At 39.1% G+C, this 20,276-nt stretch carries 20 protein-coding genes and 1 tRNA gene; 7 read left to right on the top strand and 14 right to left on the bottom strand.

The window, feature by feature from the left end; genetic code table 11:
* Window position 1: 1 nt before the first annotated feature.
* A complete protein-coding gene (locus DWX65_RS12225) occupies window positions 2-871 on the bottom strand; it encodes a hypothetical protein (protein ID WP_147339167.1) in 870 nt (289 codons plus the stop codon).
* Entirely contained in the window at window positions 871-1,485 is a 615-nt protein-coding gene (locus DWX65_RS12230) for a type IV toxin-antitoxin system AbiEi family antitoxin domain-containing protein (RefSeq protein ID WP_117699118.1), read from the bottom strand. Before DWX65_RS12230 ends, DWX65_RS12225 begins: the two co-directional genes overlap by 1 nt.
* Window positions 1,486-1,681: 196 nt before the next feature.
* On the opposite strand from DWX65_RS12230, the gene DWX65_RS12235 reads away from it, so the two are divergent.
* On the top strand, window positions 1,682-2,194 hold the full coding sequence (locus DWX65_RS12235) for a hypothetical protein (protein WP_117842281.1): 513 nt from the start codon (window positions 1,682-1,684) through the stop codon (window positions 2,192-2,194).
* Between the two features lie 194 nt (window positions 2,195-2,388).
* On the opposite strand, the gene DWX65_RS12240 is transcribed toward DWX65_RS12235, so the two are convergent.
* Complete coding sequence (locus DWX65_RS12240; protein ID WP_118173514.1) at window positions 2,389-3,810, bottom strand: D-alanyl-D-alanine carboxypeptidase family protein; 1,422 nt, start codon at window positions 3,808-3,810, stop codon at window positions 2,389-2,391.
* Between the two features lie 159 nt (window positions 3,811-3,969).
* Here DWX65_RS12240 and trmB point away from each other — a divergent pair, with 159 nt between their 5' ends.
* Together trmB and DWX65_RS12250 are read left to right on the top strand one after the other, a co-directional pair.
* Window positions 3,970-4,620, top strand: a complete 651-nt coding sequence (trmB, locus tag DWX65_RS12245) for a tRNA (guanosine(46)-N7)-methyltransferase TrmB (protein ID WP_117699115.1) — start codon at window positions 3,970-3,972, stop codon at window positions 4,618-4,620.
* 193 nt (window positions 4,621-4,813) lie between these two features.
* Window positions 4,814-5,647: a bacteriohemerythrin gene (locus DWX65_RS12250; protein ID WP_117699114.1), complete on the top strand. Its 834-nt coding sequence runs from the start codon at window positions 4,814-4,816 to the stop codon at window positions 5,645-5,647.
* Window positions 5,648-5,721: 74 nt separating this feature from the next.
* Here DWX65_RS12250 and DWX65_RS12255 read toward each other — a convergent pair whose 3' ends face one another.
* The 10 genes from DWX65_RS12255 to DWX65_RS15030 all read right to left on the bottom strand — a co-directional run bounded on the left by DWX65_RS12255 (window position 5,722) and on the right by DWX65_RS15030 (window position 16,685).
* Complete coding sequence (locus tag DWX65_RS12255; protein ID WP_118173515.1) at window positions 5,722-6,357, bottom strand: DUF1638 domain-containing protein; 636 nt, start codon at window positions 6,355-6,357, stop codon at window positions 5,722-5,724.
* Between the two features lie 324 nt (window positions 6,358-6,681).
* Window positions 6,682-6,754 (bottom strand) — tRNA-Lys (locus DWX65_RS12260).
* An 81-nt stretch (window positions 6,755-6,835) separates the two neighbouring features.
* Window positions 6,836-8,185 (bottom strand): hypothetical protein, encoded by a 1,350-nt coding sequence (locus tag DWX65_RS12265; protein ID WP_118173516.1) that lies wholly within the window; start codon window positions 8,183-8,185, stop codon window positions 6,836-6,838.
* 206 nt (window positions 8,186-8,391) lie between these two features.
* A complete protein-coding gene (locus DWX65_RS12270) occupies window positions 8,392-10,080 on the bottom strand; it encodes an EAL domain-containing protein (protein ID WP_118173517.1) in 1,689 nt (562 codons plus the stop codon).
* A gap of 85 nt (window positions 10,081-10,165) precedes the next feature.
* Complete coding sequence (locus DWX65_RS12275) at window positions 10,166-11,884, bottom strand: methyl-accepting chemotaxis protein (protein ID WP_118173518.1); 1,719 nt, start codon at window positions 11,882-11,884, stop codon at window positions 10,166-10,168.
* A 197-nt stretch (window positions 11,885-12,081) separates the two neighbouring features.
* Window positions 12,082-13,431, bottom strand: a complete 1,350-nt coding sequence (locus DWX65_RS12280) for an MATE family efflux transporter (RefSeq protein WP_118173519.1) — start codon at window positions 13,429-13,431, stop codon at window positions 12,082-12,084.
* A 23-nt stretch (window positions 13,432-13,454) separates the two neighbouring features.
* Window positions 13,455-15,173 (bottom strand): glycoside hydrolase family 13 protein, encoded by a 1,719-nt coding sequence (locus DWX65_RS12285; protein ID WP_118173520.1) that lies wholly within the window; start codon window positions 15,171-15,173, stop codon window positions 13,455-13,457.
* A gap of 516 nt (window positions 15,174-15,689) precedes the next feature.
* Window positions 15,690-16,028 (bottom strand): hypothetical protein, encoded by a 339-nt coding sequence (locus DWX65_RS12290; protein WP_117842344.1) that lies wholly within the window; start codon window positions 16,026-16,028, stop codon window positions 15,690-15,692.
* Between the two features lie 101 nt (window positions 16,029-16,129).
* Entirely contained in the window at window positions 16,130-16,357 is a 228-nt protein-coding gene (locus DWX65_RS12295; protein WP_242997870.1) for a hypothetical protein, read from the bottom strand.
* Window positions 16,358-16,523: 166 nt separating this feature from the next.
* Complete coding sequence (locus DWX65_RS15030; RefSeq protein WP_158564740.1) at window positions 16,524-16,685, bottom strand: hypothetical protein; 162 nt, start codon at window positions 16,683-16,685, stop codon at window positions 16,524-16,526.
* A gap of 108 nt (window positions 16,686-16,793) precedes the next feature.
* Between DWX65_RS15030 and DWX65_RS12305 the strand changes: the two genes are divergently transcribed.
* From DWX65_RS12305 to DWX65_RS12315, 3 genes are all read left to right on the top strand, one after another.
* Window positions 16,794-17,234 carry a S24 family peptidase gene (locus DWX65_RS12305; RefSeq protein WP_242997871.1) on the top strand — a complete coding sequence of 147 codons (441 nt, stop codon included), beginning with the start codon at window positions 16,794-16,796 and terminating at the stop codon, window positions 17,232-17,234.
* Between the two features lie 83 nt (window positions 17,235-17,317).
* Window positions 17,318-17,599, top strand: a complete 282-nt coding sequence (locus DWX65_RS12310; protein ID WP_117699037.1) for a helix-turn-helix transcriptional regulator — start codon at window positions 17,318-17,320, stop codon at window positions 17,597-17,599.
* Complete coding sequence (locus DWX65_RS12315; RefSeq protein WP_117842343.1) at window positions 17,592-17,855, top strand: hypothetical protein; 264 nt, start codon at window positions 17,592-17,594, stop codon at window positions 17,853-17,855. The genes DWX65_RS12310 and DWX65_RS12315 overlap by 8 nt, the downstream gene beginning before the upstream one ends.
* Window positions 17,856-17,958: 103 nt before the next feature.
* Here DWX65_RS12315 and DWX65_RS12320 read toward each other — a convergent pair whose 3' ends face one another.
* Window positions 17,959-19,377, bottom strand: coding sequence for a methyl-accepting chemotaxis protein (locus DWX65_RS12320; protein ID WP_117699035.1), 1,419 nt, complete (start codon window positions 19,375-19,377; stop codon window positions 17,959-17,961).
* A gap of 225 nt (window positions 19,378-19,602) precedes the next feature.
* Here DWX65_RS12320 and DWX65_RS12325 point away from each other — a divergent pair, with 225 nt between their 5' ends.
* Entirely contained in the window at window positions 19,603-20,229 is a 627-nt protein-coding gene (locus DWX65_RS12325) for a transposase (protein WP_158564741.1), read from the top strand.
* Window positions 20,230-20,276 lie beyond the last annotated feature (47 nt).

Here is a 20,276-nt window from a genome sequence, read left to right on the forward strand (position 1 = left end):
TCTACAGGAAACGGCACAGCTCCGGCATCCAGTCTCCGATAAAAATTTCATCTCTGATAATTGCACGCCAGACCGGTGGGAAGAAGGCTTCCAAAAGAGTCATCACTTCCACCCAGTCTGGCTCTTTTTTGCGTTCCCTCTTTAAGTATGCCGTCCATTTCCGTTTCATATAAGTATAATCCTTATAGTGAAGGACGGTATCCAGCCGGTCTTTTCCAAAGGCCAGCTCTCTCTTTGTTCCAATTTCAATAACCTGCTGCTCAACCTTTCTGCCATCTAACGCCTCTTTCTTTAAGATTCCATAAATTTCTTCATAGCAGGACAGGTCGTTGATTAATTCCATTTTCTCTAAGATTTCCACAAAATTCTCTGCCACAACCTGCTCATAAGGATATTGCAGAAACTTTATTACCGTATTCTCCTGTAAGAAAAATGGCAATTCTCCATGAGCAGGCTGCATCTGCTCGTCCCGAAGCTCCTGAAAACGCAGGGTAATGGGAACTTCATGCTCCTTTGATTTTGCCAACACCTCTATCTGATAGCTGCCCGCCCTTTCTTTCTCTATCTGATAGACATACTCCGGCTTCCGGCTTAACACCTCTTTCATGAGCTGCCCTAACTGCATTTCCGTTAAATGCTCATCCTTTATCACCTGATAATAATAGGAAAGGGAAAAGACTCTCTTCCGGCGATAATTCTCCACACCGAGGCTGCTGCCATTTCTAAGATAAAGCTTCTCTGCAAATGTTGATTTACTTATCTGATATAGAAAATACTCGGTTACTGCAGAAGGAAGCAGGTCCACAAAAGGGATTTGCAAGTCCTCACTTCTCTGCCGGATCAATGATTCTCTCAGTATGCACTCTGCCACTACAGCCACACTCCAATTCTGCTCTGAATCTTTGCCACAACCTTGCGGGCTCTGGCATATTCCATTAATTTTGCAATATCTTTCTTTGGCTCATTGATAAATGCCAGCAGCGCCTTCTTTAAATCCTCCCGCTCCAGACGTTCCTCGTACTTGAGGCAGTCACAGATAAGACGCTCTTTTTCATAAATCTTCATCTCGCCACCGGCAAAAGGAATGGCCGTTACACCAAGCTCCATGACTTCCGGCTCTGTATAATATGGTTTCACCACCGGGTATTCCATGCGGAACCTTGACTTCGAAGTATTCTTGCTGATGGCAATACTCCATTCATAAGGACGCTTCTCAATATAACCGTAATAGTAAAGGGCGCTGTCCATACATAAAATTCCATCCGGGAACAGTCCCAGAATAATTTCTTCCTGCGGCTTCTCTTCATACCCCATGGAATAATATCCACTCTTTACATGGTCAAGTATGCCGGCTTTCACCAGTCCCTGAATACTTTTATAGGTCAATCCCAAAGGATATAATTTTTCGGCTTTCACAATGCCATTATTTTCTTCTAAAAGCTTCTTTATCTCTTCAATGGTCTGCTCTTTCTGCTTCGCATTCATAGATATCGCTCCTTCGCATTTTTCTTCTAGTATAAGTTAATTTTTGCCGCTTGTCAATTTCTGTTGCAATTTGTCTTATATTTTTCAGTTTGTCGTTGTAAAAGTTGTTTTCTTGTCGTATAATTTATTTGGAACAATATTTAATGTCGTATATGTCTATTTGAATATACGCTTGTTTTTAATAAATGAGGTATCTATGGAAACAGAAAATACTACCCGAAAAAACCCTTCCCGGGAAACCTGCCAGAAGATTATCAAACGTATTCTGGTCACAGAAGTATTAGAAAAGGGCTGCAATGAACATTTCCGTCAGGCTTCGGATTTTATGGGATATTTCCAGTCCCTGTACCCCGCTTCCGATGCACTGACCAAACAGGTGCAGCGTGCCATCAAGGCAATGGATATGCCCCGGGATGAGAGAGGTTACTTTATTGTAAATAAAACATCCGAGCAATTTGAGCAGGACAAAGAAATCAGCCGCCTGCTGCAATCCAGTGAAGCTTCTTTAAAAAGTCTGGAGGAATCCGAACCGGTACTGATTGAAGTACCAACCGAGCTTGCCGATTATCTGATGTATACCTTAAGTTCTTCCATCAGCTTAAAGGGACATTATGATACTATGGTAAAGGCTTATAATGGTATCATTATCTACACCAGGGAGCGCAGCCGTATCCTTTCCTACCTCCAGACTCTGTTATCCACAAATTGATGATAATTATCCAAATAGTGTGGATAACTCTGCTACGATAACAGAATAATAATGGATTTATCCACAAATTATCAGAATATAACTCGTCCTAACTTTAATGTCCAAGATAACGTAAAACGACAATATTTAAATTTAAATATTGTCGTTTCTTTTTATTCTTGTCTTTTTCAGTTGTTCTATAGCAATTTTCGAGACTATTTTCTTCTTCTGTGCCGTCTTCTCTTGCTGCGATAGTTTCTCTTTATAGTTTTGTAACGCTTATCCGGTCTGCTCTTTGAGAAATATTTGTGTCTGATAATATAGAAATTATCCGCAAGTCTCCGAATCAGAAATGCTATGACCACAAGGGCTGCGACACCAAGAATTCCCAATAACACTTTCCAGATGTTTATCTGGAACTTATGCTTCGTAGTGGTCCTGGTTCCTGCTTCCGTAGAAATCTCTTCTGCTTTTACATTATCAAAAGAGAACGTATCTGCTTTTACTCCGGTGGAAACAATATCCGCACCGCCTACATCATGTCCTGCAAATGTATATCTGATATTTGCCAACACATCATCCGAAGTATTATCATAGCTTACTGTTGGCGTAGCTTCGCTGAATTCTGCACTCTTTGGCAGAACGATATTTCCCGCCGGGTCTATCTTTACAAAGGAGGAATTGGTATTGAGCATTCCTGTATCCATTTCTCCATTTTCAAGCCTTGTCTCATTCTGAGCTACATTATATAGCGAAAAGTTCTCAAAATAATAATTATACAATGCAATACTGTCTGTCCACTGCGCTGGCGACTGGGCATTCATAATGACACAGATAAGTGTCATATCGTCCTTTTCTGCAAAGGTAACCAGCGTACTGTTTGCCGCTGTGGTGTATCCGGTCTTACCACCTACACAGTATTCATATAGATACTGTCCTCTGGTTTTAAAGGCATGAATCATTTCATTATGATTCTGCAGATAGGTGATTTCATCATGCTTGTTGGTTGGTGGAATCTGATAGGTCTTTGTTGCCGTAATCGCACGGAAAGTCTCATTCTGGTAAGCCGCCTTTGCAATCAGTGCCATATCATAACAGCAGGTGTAGTGAAGGGTTGCATCCTCTCCCTCAGATAGTCCGTGTGGATTGTTAAAATGTGTATTCACACAACCTAACTCTGCCGCTTTGTCATTCATCATCTGAACGAAATTCTCAACGGTTCCGCCTACATGCTCCGCTACCGCATAGGCACATTCATTGGCAGACTCCAGCATGACTGCATAAAGGCATTCCTCCATGGTCATCTGCTCTCCCACATCCCTGGAGATTCCGGAACCATGGGTGTTATAAACCGCCTCTTTGGAAAATGTTACTGTCTCATCCAGCGAACAATTTTCCAGTGCCAGAAGCGTGGTCATAATCTTCGTGATACTTGCCGGACAATGCTGCTCCGTGGAATTCTTATCATAAAGAACCGTTCCTGTGCTCTCTTCCATCACAATCGCATTGGGTGATTCGGTTTCCGGGTCCTGGGGCCAGTACTCTGCCGCCTTTACCTTTTGTGTGTTTATACCCAATAAGCCGACAAAACAGCACACTGCCAGTCCGAAACTTAATATTCTCTTTTTCTTTTTCATTTTCTGCTGCTCCTAAATCATTCTTACCTTTAAGTATATATCAATCCATTTCCATGGTGCAATACCTTTCCATTAATATTCACAATTCTCTTTCTTTTAAACCATAAATATGATAAATTGTTTTCGAAAGATATATATAAGTAGAAAGGATTTCATATTATGAGACTTCGCAATATCCCGGCGGCTGCGCCGGCTGTAGAAGCCAGTGACCTCTGTATCAAGGATGCCGCTTCCCATAAAGGACACTGGAATGAAATATTTGGAAATGACCACCCGATCCGCATTGAAATCGGCATGGGCAAGGGACGCTTTATCATGGACTTAGCTGCCCGGAATCCGGATATCAACTATCTTGGCATGGAACGTTACGAAAGCGTATTGTATCGCGGACTCCAGAAATTGGAAGAAAATCCACTGCCAAACTTACGCCTTCTGTGTGAAGATGCGGCACTTCTGCCGGACTTCTTCGAAAAGGGCGAGTTAGACCGCATTTATCTTAATTTCTCCGACCCATGGCCAAAGGACCGCCATGCCAAAAGAAGACTGACCTCCCGCCAGTTCTTAGAGCGCTATGACAAAGTCTTAAAAGATGACGGACAGATTGAGTTTAAGACCGATAACGTAGGACTTTTTGACTTCTCCTTAGAAGAAATCGATGCTGCAGGCTGGAATCTGGACGCATTTACAAGGGATTTACACCATGATACTGCCATGAACGAAGGCAATATCATGACCGAATACGAAGAGAAATTCTCTTCCAGGGGAAATCCTATCTGCAAGCTGATTACTTCCAGAAATATTCCTTTATGACCTTTCCGATAGTGCCAGTGCACGGACACTGCCGGATGCATGACCCATGAGATGAACCATTTGCCTGAGCATCCGGAGTTGGTTTATCAGTGAAATTTTTATAAATTTTTCTTTTTTTATTGTGGCTTATCTTCTGAGGGTTTATAATACGTCGTAGCATAAATCATTGATACAATGTAAGGAGATGTATACCATGTACGAATTTACAGAAGATTGTTTGATTCATATTCCACAAATTGATGAGGAACACCGCAAATTATTCCAGATGATAAATGATGCTCTTTCCCTTGTTAAAACAACCGAGGATATTTCCGGAACTGCCCAGAGCCTGCTTCTTCATCTGAAGGATTATGCGAATACACATTTCGCCCATGAAGAGGCTTATATGGAAGAGATTCATGACCCGGAGCTTCCTCTTCAGAAAAAGGAACATGCTGAATTTGCTGAGAAAATCAATTCCTTTATTTTAGATAAGTCCTCAAAAGAGGCTGCCAGAGCATCTTTCGAAGAACTGCTTTCCTATCTGGTACGCTGGCTGTACCACCATATCTTAAGCAGTGATATGATGATTGGAAAAATGTCCGCAGTTGAAGGGACTTCCGAAGACCCATTTGCCTTTACGGACAAATACAAGACCGGAATTGACCTTGTGGATAAAGAGCACCGCCGTCTCTTTGAGATTATAAAAGAGACCAATGACCTGATTCAAAACGATCTGCTGCATGACAAATATGATGAAATTATGCGACTTTTAGTGGAATTAAAGGATTATACACAATTTCATTTTGCTGATGAGGAAATGCTGATGGAGAAGATGCACTATCCGGAACTGGCTGCCCAGAAGCGTGCCCACACTGTTTTCGTTGAACGCCTGGTAGAAATTGACTTCTCAGAACTTGACGATATGGACAATAACCAGCAGACTTATCTTCTGGAACTGATCCAGTTCCTGCTGGGCTGGTTATCCAACCATATTATTGGTATGGATAAAAAAATTGCTGTCTATATGGACGAAATGAAAAAATAATAAACTGCAGAGCATACAGCATAAAACCGGCTTCCTGATATTAGACTTTATTCTAAATTAGAACGCCGGTTTTCTTATATAAAGTGTCTTTCTGTGACACGCTCTCCTTTTTCAAGATGAACGAAATTACAATCCCATTTTCCAGATAAAAGCTTTCTTATAATATTGCAGTCGGATGGCTCCACCGCCAGCTTCTTATTTAGAAGTTCTGCAGGTCTTTTCAGTCCATCTTTGGTTTTCTTTATATCATAGCTTTGCGTATCTATTAAAGTAATCTTCTCATAATCGCCATAGATTGTATCTAAAACTTCCATCCCCCGTTCTCTGCCATAAGCAGCAAGAACGGTACTGCACTGGCCTCCAATGGACTCCTTGTCAATTGTCCACGCTCTTGTCGCATAAAGAGAATTCTTATCCACATGATTCTCCAAAAGCTGGTGGATGCAGTCGTGGAAACGTGGCATTACAAGCTCGGTATTCCAGCTCACAATCCCTTCCGTGCCCCGCCCGCACAATCCATAGGTGAGCAGGATTATATCCACATCCTGGTGCCTGTCAATCTCCTGCTGCAGCAGATTTCTTAATACAGACGGGTTTCTATGCAATCCACGTTGCAGATATACAACAGGATATGTTATATTTAATTGTTTTCTGTACTTTTCAATTTCATCCTGCTGCATTGCACAGGCAATCAGAATTTTCTTTTCCAAATGATTTCCTCTATATTTATATATTTTTCTATATCCTTTTGCATATAATATCTAAAAAAGGGTATGCCTCATGAAATTCAAATCAAACTGCTTTTCCAGAAAGGCTTTGCTTTTTTCCTACCGTAAGCCTGCCCTGCATACTAAATTTACTACAATTCAAAGGTCTTTTAAAGAAGTAAAAAATATACTGAACAAATAAACGATATCTTCATCATTCCTTATTTACATCTACAGAACCTGCCACGGGCAGCTTCTTACGGATTTTTTATAACAAAAAAAAGCACCAACCCCATGGCTCCACGTCCACAAAATCGGTACTTTACATGCGCCACCAGGGGTTCGAACCCTGGACACCCTGATTAAGAGTCAGGTGCTCTGCCAGCTGAGCTAGTGGCGCATTGCTTAACGCAAGGACTATTATATAATAGAATTTATCGAATTGCAAGTAATTTTTTATTTTTTTAAAAAATTTTGTAAATTACATATTAGCAAATAATGCCGCAATTTCTTCCGGTGTCATCATATGATTCGGGGCAGAATTTGCCTCGATAACAGGCTCTGCTGCCGGTTCTTCCACAACCGGTTCTGACACAGGTTCCTCTTCCGTTATCGGCTCAGATTCTTCTGAAATAGCATCTTCTGTTACAACTGGTGCTTCTTCAGCTGCTGAATCTGCATTTGCAATCAAAGCTGCAATCTCTTCCGGTGTCATCATATGATTCGGGTCGGAATTCATTTCCATAACCGGTTCATCAATGGTATTTACCATTTCTTCTGTAAATGCAGGTTCTTCCGGTTCTTCATCTGCAAATCCAAGTGTATCATCAAAACCAACTGGTTCTTCTGGTTCTGGTTCATTGTTTTCTTCTGCAGATCCGGTTTCTTCTGCTACTTCTTTTGTAGTTTCAGCTGCTTCGTCATTTCCGAATAAAGCATCTATATTTAATAAATCATCTTCTGCTAAATCCGGCATATCCTCTGCAGCTGTCTCCGGTTCTGTTGCCGGTTCCTCCGGCATCACTTCATTGATTGGGGCTTCCGGTTCTTCCGACATCACTTCATTGATTGGTGCTTTCGGTTCTTCCGGCATCACTTCGTCGATTGGTGCTTCCGGTTCTTCCGGTGTTACTTCCTCAACTGGTGCGGCTGATGATGGCTGTACCGGCGCTGCTGTATAAGCAACAGCTGGCGCACCATTTATTTTTCCAACTTCAGCTAATATGGTATTGTGGATGGATAATTCCATTTCTTTCACGGAAGCTACCATTTCCTGCTGTTTTAGCATAAGGTCTTTATTGGCATTCTCAACTACAATACGCTGCTGCTCTAACATGTTCTTCTCAAGCTTATCCAGACGGTCGGAAAGATTAAATATCTGCTCTAATAATTTGTCGTTGGAATTCATCAATGCATCAGAATTCTCTTTGTTACGGCTTATGGTAACTTTGGCAATGGATTTCTGTGCATCTATGATGTCCTTTGTCGGTGAACCGGCTGCCTCTTCGATACGATCAAGCTGATCCGCAATATCTTCAAAGGATTTGCGGGTTACAAGATAAGAAGCTTTTTCTGACTTAAACAGATTATCATACTGTTCGTACTGGTCAATCTCTTTCTTATAATTTTTCTGGATTGCACTGGCAATCAGAATATAAATATCAGCCAGTGCTACAACTGTAAGTACAATCAATGCCACATAATTGGACGGATAGTTAATCATCACATATAATTCCCCTAAAACCAGCACGGTTAATACCAGTACAGCCGTCACAATTCTCAGATTGTAAGAATCCTTCTTTTGTTTGATGTTCTGCTTTGCTTCTTCCATTGTAAAAATCCTCCATGATTTTTTATTTTTCACTAAATCGCAGGAGCAAACCGTAAAAACCTGCCACTATACTGGCAGTTCCCTGGATATGTCCTGCAGCCGGCTACTTACTTTCCCTGTAAGTATAATTAATTTTATTTTATCACAGGTAGAATTTTCCTTCAAGAAGCCTTTTCCAAAATAGAAATGAAAATTAAGATAGTTTGCTAGTTGATACCTTTACATATGAACTGATTTAAAAACTGATTTTTATCACATGGTCTGCCAAAAAGATAGCCCTGCAGATAATCAGCATATATTTCTTTCAGCTTTTGATACCACTCTTCTTTTTCTATACCTTCTATACATATTTTGATATCTACACTATGTACCAGTTCAACTATTTTTTTTAACAGCTCAAAATCCCTTGTTTGACTCATAGCTTTTGCTGTAAAATGATTATCCAGTTTCACATAATTAGGATTCATGTTTACAATACAATGTAGATTCGAAAAACCTGTGCCAAAATCATCCAGAATAAACTGTATTTTTTTCTCTTCGAATTTCTTCCGAAGCGTATAAAAATACGGTGTCATATCCGTATATCCGCTTTCTGTCAGTTCCGCACACAGGCTCTCCGGCGGAAGATTATATTGTTCTATAGACGAAAGTATGTCCTTCCAGATATCACTTTTCATCATCTGAATATAAGATATATTTACATTAACCTTAAATCCCGGTATATACTGCCGCATTTCATGGCACATTGCCGCAGCTTCATTTAATACAAATCTTCCAGCCGGAATAATAAGCCCGGTTTCTTCCAGTAATGGTATAAATTCCACAGGCGAGATACTTTCTTTTTTTCCACCTGAATACATGGAAAACCTCATAAGCGCTTCCGCACCAATTATATTTCCCGAGGAACAATCTATAATCGGCTGATAGTATACTTCAAATCCTTCAAATTCATTTGTCACGGCACCTCGAAGTGCACTTTTTATTTTCTCTTTTTTTAAAAATAACTTATAATCTTCTTTTTCAAAAAAATATACTCCGTTTCCTCCCATGGACTTTGCCTGTTTTAAAGAGAAAACCGCTATTTTACGATACTCGTCATAATATTTTAAGAGCTTCGTTGCATGGATAATTCCGGTAGATACTGTAAAAACCACCTTATATTTTTCAGAAATAATAAAATCTTCTATTTTTTTACATATTTCCTTCTGCAATAGCATAACATCATCTCTTGTATGGCTTTCCAGATCAACAATCATATACTCATCTGCAACAAGATGGTACAGCTGCTGGTTATCAGAAAGACATTCCTTGATACCGTCAGCAACACTTTTCAACACATAATTTCCATAATCTACGCCTAATGTACCATTAATCGCATTAAATCCATCAATCCCTATATGTATTAAAAATACTGACGAGCTGTCTTTTATATGGGAAGAAACAAAGGAATACATTTCTCTTTCACCCAAAAGTCCGCTGACATTATCTGCCCACTGTATATTTCCAATTTCGTTTACACAGCCTATAAGATAATGAGGTTTTCCATCGTTATCATTGATTACCTTTCCACGGCAGTTAATCCATACCGGCATCCCTTCTTTATCAAGCCATCTGTAATGCAGATTGTGATTTTTTTCGTTTCCATCCGCAATCCGCTGTAAATGTTCCCTAATCATCGGGCGGTCTTCTTCATATACAAAATAGCGGACACTGTCGGCAGCATTATCAAATGAATTGCCCGGCATCTTAAAACGTTTCACCGCTGCCTGTGAAATGATAAGGGTATTTTTCTGTAAATCTATAATATAAAGATAGTCATCCATACATGGTGCAAATACTTCTATTAAATCTTCTGCTCCTATTTCCTTGAGCAGTCTGCGTATGTTTGTATCCATAGTATAAGTGCCTTTCTTACAAAACTTTTATACTGATAAACTTTCTATTCTGTGTTAGAAATTATAGCTGGAAATCATTATCGTATTATACTGTTTTTTCTGATTCTGCCAATTTAAATTTACGAATCATTTCACGCAGATTTTCTGATTCGCTGCTCATCTCCTGGCTGGCAGCTGCACATTCCTCAGATGTTGCAGAATTGGTCTGTACAACATCATTAATTTGTTCAATTCCTTCATTAATCTGCCGGATTTCTGTTGTCTGTGTTTCTAACGTTTCCGCAATATTTGTAACTTCTTCTGTAATTATTTTAGAGTTCTCTGCAACCTCTTCCAATTGCGCCGCAGTCTGTCCTGCAATCACCATACCCTTTTCTACTGCCTTCACAGAGGTTTCAATCAACATTGCAGATTCTTTCGCTGCCTGGGCACTCTGGTCCGCTAACGAATTTACCTGATTTGCTACAACTGCAAATCCTTTTCCGGCTTCTCCTGCCCTTGCTGCTTCGATAGAAGCATTCAATGCAAGTAGATTTGTCTGGGAAGCAATTTCATTAATTGTTGCAATAATTTTGTCAATTTCTTTTGATGCTTCACTAATTTCATTCATGGAATCAACCATTTCATGCATCTTACCATTACTTTCTAAAATGGCATTTCCAAGCTCATCCACCCTTCCACTAATTTCTTTTGCAGATTTTGAATTATTTTCTACCTGTTCAGATACACCTGCAACTGTTGCTGTCAGTTCCTCTACTACTGCCGCCTGATTTGTAGCTCCATCTGCAAGATCATTAGAACTTGATGCTACCTGGTCTGCTGCACTTGAAACTTCATTGGAAACATTTTGAATTCCTCTAATCGTTTCTCCTATACTTTCTTCAAATTGCATAAAAGAATTTAAAATTCCCACAAAATCTCCCCGCCACTCTACTTCCGGTTTAACATCAAAATTTCCTGCTGCAAACAATTTCATTGCACGGTCAATATCGTCTACATAGCTTCCCAGGATACGGATTGATTTACGCATACTGTGTGCCAGTCTTCCAATCTCGTCTTCTGAACGATAATCCAGCGTACTGTGTAAATTTCCTTCTGTCAGTTCCTTTGCGACATCCTCAACTGCCCGTAAAGGTTCAAGTATTGTATCCAGGACTTTTTTACCTGTTTTCTTTGTCAGTGTCCATGCAAAAATTAAACACACTATAATACATACAATTCCTGCTGTAGCAAAAATAAATGTAGTTCTGGCAGCCCTGCTGCTCTCCTGGTCTGTTATATCATCTAATTTTATTGCGATTTCCACCGCTTTATTTAATGCAGGTGTGCAATCATTCATGATTTCATCAACTGCTTCTTCCTTATCACCACTTTTTATTTCTTCTATAATGGAATAACCAATGTTTCCCCAATCCGAAAGGGCTGATGAATATTCCTCACAATCTGAGTCAGGAATAATTCCGGTTCCCTTTAAATTTTTCAGTTCAGAATCAACTTCTTTCAGCAGCTTTTCTACTGTTTTCTCATAACTGGCATATGAAGAAGTATCATCATTTAATGCCATTTCCCTGATATTTCTTGCTGCCGCATTCACATTAATTCTACATATTTTTACTGCCTGATCTGCTACAGTAACATTTTCTATATAATGTACCATATTAGCAAATAAAACACCTATGACCACTATAGAAAGCAAGCCTGAAATTAACATCATAATAATGACTTTTCTGTAGCCATAGTTTATCCTTTCCTGCAGATGCATGTTTTCTAATTTCCCTTTCATTTTATCTTTTTGTGAAAACATTGATTCTTATTTCCTTTCTCTTTATTTTAATTTTTTCTAGACCTTGTTATATCAGAATTTTTTCAAAAGTCAACGACTTTTCAGCTTTAATTTTCAAATTCTATTTTTTTGTTAAAATTTAACACTTCCTGCTTTGGTTTTTCGTCATTTTTAAAGACAGCTATTTACAGTATTTTTCTATAAAAACGGCCGCACCATCATTCTATAGCAGCAAAAGCCATCTTATCGTCTGGCCATGATTTTCTGAGTGCCACATAAGAAATCAGAAAATTTGCAAGCCAGCCAGCCGGTACAGCAAGCCAGACAAATGCAATGCCAAAACGCGGTGCGAGTATCAAAGCAACTGACAGACGAATTGCAAGATTTACCATATTTGCAATGAGAAATGGACGCATGATTCCAAGTCCCCGAAGAACTCCGTCTGTTGCCATCTTGATACCCATGAAAATGAAAAAGAAGCCGAGCCATCTCATATAATCTCCAGACACCTGATATGCCAGCGCTGTTCCATCTTTACCCAGAAATAATGAGGAAATCTGTGTATGCAGTGTTTCAATGACTATAAAAGCAAGGACTGCAAAACATAAATCTAACACCAGTGCAGCGTGGTATCCTTTTTTTATACGCCCGATTTTCTTTGCGCCAAGATTCTGGGAAACATACGGAGAGACTGCATTGCCTATGGACACAAATATCAGTGAAAAAACATTCTCTACCCTCATCGTTGCCGCATAACCTGCAAGAGCCTGTGTACCAAACGGATTTACAACCGCCTGTACAATCATCATACCAATTGACACTGTTGACTGCTGGAGGACCGACGGTACAGCAATACGGAGCATGGAATGTAATTCCCTCCCGTCAAACCAGCGAGCCGGACTCTTATACTGGCGTATCCGGTATAAAAAGATTAAAAACGAAAATATTGCCGAAATACCTTGTGCAATAAGCGTGGCTAGGGCTGCACCGAATACGCCCAGACCAAGGCCTGCTACCATCCAAAGATCCATTATAATATTCAGAACAGAAGAAAAAATCAAAAGGCATAATGGAATCTTTGATTCACCGATTGAAGTAAACATCGTTGAAAGAATGTTGTACATAAACAGAAACGGAAATCCCACAAAATAAACACGAAGATATAGTACTGCTTCCTCCAGTATATCAGCGGGTGTCTGTAATAAGTCCATCATGGAACGTGAAAAACAAAAGCCAGTAACTCCCAGAAGTATGCTAAGAACCAGAAAACTAATCAATGATGTTGATACGATTGTTTTCATTTTACTATAATCTCTGGCACCAAAATAACGGCTCACAAGTACACCTGCACCTACACCTGCACCAAGTGCTATACAAATGAATACATTCGTAAGGGCAGCACAGGCACCAACAGCCGCAAGGGCAGAAGATCCAACAAACTGACCCACAATGATTGAATCAGCCATATTGTAGACTTGTTGAAAAAAGCTTCCGAAAATCATTGGCATTGCAAAAACAGTCAGTGCTTTAAGGGGTGCATCTGTAATTAAATATTCATCTTTTGACATGATTTTCTTCCTCTGTAACTATTTTAAAGCACTATTACTGCGGCATCAAGTCCCTCAACTTTTCCGTCAAACAGTTCTTCTCCAAGCAAATTATATTTTCCCTCATACTCATTAAATCTCTTCTCACTGCTGCTGCAGTTAAAAATCAATGCCATAGTTTCTTCACCATTTTTTCTAATCAGAACAATGGTTTCTTCCTCATCCCTTGTGATTGCCTCAATCAATTCACCTTCTACGATACATTTATATTTTTTTCGAACCTGCAACAGCTGTTTATACCATTCAAACATCTCTTTATCCTGGTATTCTTCATCCCAGTACATGCCACGTCTGCAATCCGGATCGTTTGCTCCCGGCATCGCATACTCATCTCCATAATAAATCATTGGCATTCCCGGCAATAACAATTGAAAAGCTGCTGCCAAATGCTGCTTTTTCTTATTATTCTTACATAAATGTAAAAATCTTGCTGTATCATGGCTGTCTATCAGATTCCACATAAGAGGATAACATTTCTTATTTAAGCGTCCTTTCAAATATCCAAGATTCTGTATAAACTGGCTGACCGTAATCTTTTCATCTGCAAGCAGATCTATCATATTCAGATAAAACGGATAATTCATGACCGTATCCCATTCATCTCCTTCAAGAAAATCTCCTGCATAATGCCAGATTTCTCCAATTATCAGCATATCTTTCTTTACTGCCTTAACTGCCTTTCTAAAATTCTTCCAGAAAAAATGACTGATTTCATCTCCTACATCCATTCTCCATCCGTCTATATCGCATTCCCTGATCCAATAGCATGCAACATCTGTAATAAATTTTTCAACTTCAGGATTTTTCAGATTTAATTTTGGCATTCCACCATAATAACCAAAGCATTTGAAATTTGGAATCTCTCCCCTTTCACTTTTAAGTGGAAATTCATCAATAAAATACCAGTCCAGATATTTAGACTTATTTCCTTTTTCTAAAATATCTTCGAATGCAAAAAATTCCTTTCCTGTATGGTTAAACACCGCATCCATAACCACTTTCATTCCATATTCATGTGCTTTTTGTACCAGCTCTTTAAGATCCTCTGCTGTTCCAAATGAGGGATCAATCTGATAATAATCAATGGTATCGTATTTATGGCTTGAATTTGATTTAAAGATTGGTGTCATATATAAAACATCAATTCCAAGACTATGGACATAATCCAGATGTTCTATAATTCCTCTGAGATCACCATGCAGATTATCCATAGACGTAACTGGTGCTTTATACCATACTTCCTTGTCTACCGGCTGTGATGATGCAAAACGGGACGGAAAAATCTGATATACGACCTTATTTTCTGCCCACTTTGGCACCACAAACATTTCTTCCTCCCGTAGATTCTGCGGGCAGTCAAACATTCTGTCTCTGTTTGTAATACATTCCTTACTAAACTCATAATTGCCGTAATATACTTTTTCCCCCTGCATATCCGTAAATTCAAAAAAATAACGGAGACATATCAGATGCATCTGTATCTGCGCTTCATAATAATCCTGAAACTGTGAGGTCGCAACCTTCTTCATTGGAATTGTCTTTCGCGTATCCTTCCATTCCATTGGTATATACTTATCCTCATAATGAAGAATTATTTCCTTTATATCATCTCGTTTTACCTGGATGCGTATCACAAATAAATCCTTATCTATTGCATAGCAGAATCTTTTGTCCATATCATGAATAATTGCAGAGTATTCCATTCATTTTCTCCTTTACATATTCTGTTTTCTTCTTTCGTATTACTTACTTTTTCTATATCTTAACGTGATAATCCTGGCTTGTCTATAGATAACTTCCTCTGCAGCTTGCCGATTGACAAAAATATCCGAATCTCTGTTATCCGTCTTTTATGTCAATGACATTTTCTCCTTTTCCCTGAACGAAAAAAATCACCCAGACTAGAATTTTTAATCTAATCTGAGTGATGCTTCGTCAGGCCTGTTTTCATCTCTGTAAAGCACCTTTCAGTGCTCGTCCGGTGCTCGGAGCACCCGGAGGATGTAACCATTCCGTTCCATCGAGTTCACACAGTTGGCCACCATTACGATTCAGCTTGTAACAATGATCACTTGGTTTTCTTATTAGATTAACTATATTATAACGTGCTGTAGGTCGGATGTCGATGATTTTTTGACCATATTTATTGTTTTATATGTTACTTCTCTATTAGTTCTGCAAACTAGAATTTATTACTCCATCAAACTGGAAGTTTCCATTTATTTCTTTTTGCGGTATTTGGGTTCAATACCTACTACATACGCTACCATAGCCGCAATACTAATAAGCATTGCACCCAATATAGGTATAATAATCAAACCCGAATTCTGCCCATCTAATAAAGGCAATCCAATTAACGTAAACAAAATACCATACACGCACCACAATATGCCCAAAGCACGATTATAGCCTTTCAAATCTTCTATGGGCGCTACCTCGGCATTTGCCCAAAAACCGAAAGGTTTTGCTTTCTTGGAATTAAAATCATAAATGCCCATTACAATAAATAATACGCCGATTATTACCCAAATAACAAATGCTATTAATCTTCCTTCCATAATATGTATCCTTTCTTTGTAGTTCTGTAAATTCAAAGCTTCGCGAGCTTTGTACTTTCTTTAATTTTCTCAGTATTACTGAAAGTTTCAAGTGGAAATTATCAAATCAATTTTTTCGCATTATCTGCATTCAATTCAACATATCCACATTTTGGACATACATAACATGAAACAGTACTATTCTTTTCATTCTCAAAGATACCGTTTTTCTTATTAGTTAAATAAACAACCGTACCTACTGCATCTCCTTTTAATTTTGCTTTAATCATTTCCTCTTTACATCTTAAACAATCCATCTTTATTCCTCCATAAACTTCAAATTTGTACATATCTTTTTACACAGTATAGCATATACCTATCTCTATGCACATCAACAATTTAATCATCCTTATCCTCCTGTCGATCCAAATGCCCCGGTTCCACGTTCTTCCCATGATTCAAAGGTAAAATCTGGTATCAGAACCGGCATGATCACAATCTGCCCGACTTTGTCACCTATCTTATCATCTGCTGCGCCTGCCAGTTGTCTGCAAGATCCGGCACATAATGAAGCATATCCAGATCAATTCTCTTTCCGATCAGCACATCCATTTCCACACCGTCATCCAGATTGTTTGGATCAGCTACCCTGATGCCGATTGCCGGTATTCCATGCATGCCAGACAGTTTCTCGCCTTATGTGAAATTCTTGAAATATACGATATCTATACAGAGTTTGTTGGCCAGAGTCCTCTTAATCCATTCCGGAACCTGAATGAAAATGGAATGAACAAAGTGCTTGAATATATCAGCGATCTGGAAAGCACCGGCAACTATAAACCGGCAGAGATCATTCCTATCCATGTGATCAGGGAAAGAAAAGTATTTTACAATACCGTTTCCGCTGGTACCGGCTCTTTTCTTGATAGTGACGAATATGAGATATTCTCCTCTCCTGGCATTCCGGAGGCTGCCACATTTGGCGTATATGTAGATGGTGACAGTATGGAACCTAAATACCATAATAAGGATCTCATCTGGATTGAACAGACAGCATGCCTTGATGATGGCGAAATAGGTATCTTCTATCTTGATGGAAACGCATATGTGAAGAAATTTCAGAATAACAGACTCGGAACCTACCTCATATCACTGAATAAAAAATATGATCCGATTCCGGTTACAGAGAACAGTTCCTTCAAAATATTCGGCCGTGTTCTTTCATAAGTCCTTTTTTTGGAACACTTAAAACTGTAGGATTATTATAGCGGAACAGACCTGAACAATTCTGAATTTGGAGGTGCATATATATGAATACTGATATGGATATAGACATAAACACCATGACAGACACAATTACCTGCAGACTTGTTGAAGCGAGGGCAGATCTTGGCATTACCCAGAAAGAACTTGCATCAGCAACCGGCATCAGCCTGAAAACTATTGCCAATATCGAGTCAAAACAGCATATTCCTTCTCTGCTATACGCCATGAGAATTGCAGATTTTTTTCACAAACCGGTAACAAGCCTATTCTGCTATCATCTTGGTGTTCAGCAGACTCCCTCTAAAGGAGATGATCTGAATGAATAATAAAAAAATGTTAGATTTCCAGACAATCGCTGTTGATTTTGATGGCACTCTCTGCTACAGCAAATGGCCGGAGCTTGGTCAGCCAAACCAGGCACTGATCGAATATCTCCAGGAATGGAAACGCAATGGCAACAAACTCATTCTCTGGACCTGCCGCGCCGGTGAAGCTCTGTCGAATGCTGTCGAATGGTGCCGGGAACAGAATCTTGAATTTGATGCAGTTAATGACAATCTTCCGGAAAACACAAAGGCATAGAACCCGTAATGGGGCTATGCCTTTGTGCTTATTCTAGCATTCATTTTTAGTTAGTGCGGGTTATTTACCTAATACAGTTCTTCTCATAATAAAAATCTGTTAGTTAAACTTTTTCAAATTTTGCTACTTCATCCGATAAATCTTCCGAAAGGTTCTTATTTTCGTCCGCCTGCACTGTAATTGCTGAAATTGCTGTTACAAGTTGTGATATCTCTTGTGCTACGTTTGTAACACCTTTTGCAGATTCTTCAATCGCTATAGAAATGTTATTGATACCTTCATTCATATCATTCATTGTACCTAAGCTATCTTTTGACTTAACTGCAAACTCGTTAAATGTATTACTTGCCTGATCAGAATCAGCATCATAATTTCCAATAATTTTTACAAAGTTGTCATAATCAAGTGCTACCTTTTCATCTACAAAACGAATCATTTCCGTTGCATTTCCAGACAGATTGTTTACTGCCTCAATAACTTTTCCACTGATTTCCTGAATATTGTTTGCTGTCTCACGTGAACTATCTGCAAGCTGTCTGATTTCATCTGCAACAACGGCAAAGCCCCTGCCTGCTTCCCCTGCTCTTGCTGCTTCAATCGATGCATTAAGTGCTAGAAGATTTGTCTGTGCTGCGATATTTAAGATATTTTCTGTAAGTTTTGCAATTTCATTTACAGACTTAGATGCTTCTACTGCCTCTGCGACATCCTTTTGAATGCCATCAAATGTTTCTACTGTTTTTTCTTTTGATGCAATCGCTTCTTTATAGCTATTTTCTGCAGTAAGCTTCACTTCATGCATCTTCATTGCAGAGTTCTTAGCATCCTCATTCATGCCTTCCATTTTCTTTAGCAGATTATTACATCCTTGGGCTAAATCATATAGAGAAGCAGATACCTCTTCCATGGATGCTGCAAGTTCTTCCGATGTTGCACTCACATTGGATGCACTCATATTTGAAGATTCCGCCTCATTTTGTACAAGATAGGAAGATTTTTTCATATCTTTTGATACACTCTGAATCTTTACCATAAGATTTTGTAATGTTTCAATAAAATGGTTGACACCATTTGCAAGCTGACCAATTTCATCACTGGTTTCATCAAATACTCTTAACGTAAGATTACCCTGTCCTGATTCTATACCTAAAATGATATCATCCAAATCATTCTTTGCTCTTTTTGCTGGACGAACAATGGACTTATTAATAACAATCGAAAGAAGTACGATTACAATAATATCAGCTACCACAAGTGCAAGATCAAAAATGATGCTTCCATTTATTCTGTAGTTGATATGTCTGATGGCTTCTGCCACTTCTCCTTTTGCTGTTTCAAAAACCGCGGTATCATTATTTTCCACTGCTTCTTCATATTGTTCAAACTGTTCTATAAGCACATTATTCTTTCCTCGAATAGCTTGTAATGCCATTAAATTCAAGACTGTAATCAAAACTGCAAAAAAGCCTACAGACACTAACATTGTTACTAACTTTTTTCCCAAGTTCTTTCTCTTTTTCATGTTTATTTTTCTTCTTTCTGCGAAAGGCACCAATGCGTTATGTTTTGGAATTTTCTAGCATCATTCTACCCCACCCCACAAAATTTTGTCAATGCTTTATTCTATTGATAGAAAATTTTAATCTTTACTCTGATGAGGATGGCGTGAAACACATCCGTATCAAAGCCAGACCTAATAAATGGCATGAGAATGACTGCCCTTTCTGTCACAAATCATGTCCTGCTTATGACAAACATTCCAGCAGACCAACCACTTGGAGGGGGCTGGGAAACTGTAGGTCGCTGTGTCAATCGTGCTCTTCACGATTTAGAACCGGAGCGCTCAAGAAGACTTGATGGTCTGGTTAATATCGGCATTGACGAAACCAGTTACAAAAAGGGTCACAAGTACATTGCAGTAATCGTTAATCACGATACCAACACAGTGGTATGGGCATCGGAAGGCCATGGCAAATCCGTTCTTGAAAAGTTTTATAAACAGCTTACTCCAGAGCAGCTATCCAGCATCAAGGTTGTTACAGGTGATGGTGCCAAATGGATCACCGAGTGTGTAAATGAATACACTCCTGACTGCGCCCGTTGTGTTGATTCCTTTTACGTAATCGAGTGGGCTATGACAGCTCACGATGAAGTCAGAAAAGATATCTGGCATGATGCCTACAGCGAATATAAGCAGATCAAAAAAGATAATCCATGTGGTAAGGGTCGTCCTAAAAAGGATGATCCTGAACTTGCTATTGTGAAAGCAGCTAAAGCTAAAGCAGATGAGATAAAAGGCTCTGCATACATGATAAAGGTTCTCTGTTTCCTTTTTGATACCAAATATCATATGCATTATATAATATCTTTCTAAACTCTTCCATGTTTCTATTATTGATAGTATTAAAATCTCCTATGAGA

It is taken from the genome of Roseburia sp. AF20-18LB, assembly GCF_003461185.1.
Taxonomy (GTDB): Bacteria; Bacillota; Clostridia; order Lachnospirales; family Lachnospiraceae; genus Roseburia_C; species Roseburia_C amylophila.

Coding starts and splice junctions, on each gene's coding strand:
- DWX65_RS12295 (WP_242997870.1), bottom strand. CDS start 16,357: ATGTACAAATTTGAAGTTTATGGAGGAATAAAGATGGATTGTTTAAGA.
- DWX65_RS12305 (WP_242997871.1), top strand. CDS start 16,794: ATGAACAAAGTGCTTGAATATATCAGCGATCTGGAAAGCACCGGCAAC.
- DWX65_RS12270 (WP_118173517.1), bottom strand. CDS start 10,080: ATGGATACAAACATACGCAGACTGCTCAAGGAAATAGGAGCAGAAGAT.
- DWX65_RS12265 (WP_118173516.1), bottom strand. CDS start 8,185: ATGGAAGAAGCAAAGCAGAACATCAAACAAAAGAAGGATTCTTACAAT.
- DWX65_RS12250 (WP_117699114.1), top strand. CDS start 4,814: ATGTACGAATTTACAGAAGATTGTTTGATTCATATTCCACAAATTGAT.
- DWX65_RS15030 (WP_158564740.1), bottom strand. CDS start 16,685: ATGCATGGAATACCGGCAATCGGCATCAGGGTAGCTGATCCAAACAAT.
- DWX65_RS12230 (WP_117699118.1), bottom strand. CDS start 1,485: ATGAATGCGAAGCAGAAAGAGCAGACCATTGAAGAGATAAAGAAGCTT.
- DWX65_RS12275 (WP_118173518.1), bottom strand. CDS start 11,884: ATGTTTTCACAAAAAGATAAAATGAAAGGGAAATTAGAAAACATGCAT.
- DWX65_RS12320 (WP_117699035.1), bottom strand. CDS start 19,377: ATGAAAAAGAGAAAGAACTTGGGAAAAAAGTTAGTAACAATGTTAGTG.
- DWX65_RS12235 (WP_117842281.1), top strand. CDS start 1,682: ATGGAAACAGAAAATACTACCCGAAAAAACCCTTCCCGGGAAACCTGC.
- DWX65_RS12285 (WP_118173520.1), bottom strand. CDS start 15,173: ATGGAATACTCTGCAATTATTCATGATATGGACAAAAGATTCTGCTAT.
- trmB (WP_117699115.1), top strand. CDS start 3,970: ATGAGACTTCGCAATATCCCGGCGGCTGCGCCGGCTGTAGAAGCCAGT.
- DWX65_RS12280 (WP_118173519.1), bottom strand. CDS start 13,431: ATGTCAAAAGATGAATATTTAATTACAGATGCACCCCTTAAAGCACTG.
- DWX65_RS12315 (WP_117842343.1), top strand. CDS start 17,592: ATGAATAATAAAAAAATGTTAGATTTCCAGACAATCGCTGTTGATTTT.
- DWX65_RS12240 (WP_118173514.1), bottom strand. CDS start 3,810: ATGAAAAAGAAAAAGAGAATATTAAGTTTCGGACTGGCAGTGTGCTGT.
- DWX65_RS12325 (WP_158564741.1), top strand. CDS start 19,603: ATGACAAACATTCCAGCAGACCAACCACTTGGAGGGGGCTGGGAAACT.
- DWX65_RS12310 (WP_117699037.1), top strand. CDS start 17,318: ATGAATACTGATATGGATATAGACATAAACACCATGACAGACACAATT.
- DWX65_RS12290 (WP_117842344.1), bottom strand. CDS start 16,028: ATGGAAGGAAGATTAATAGCATTTGTTATTTGGGTAATAATCGGCGTA.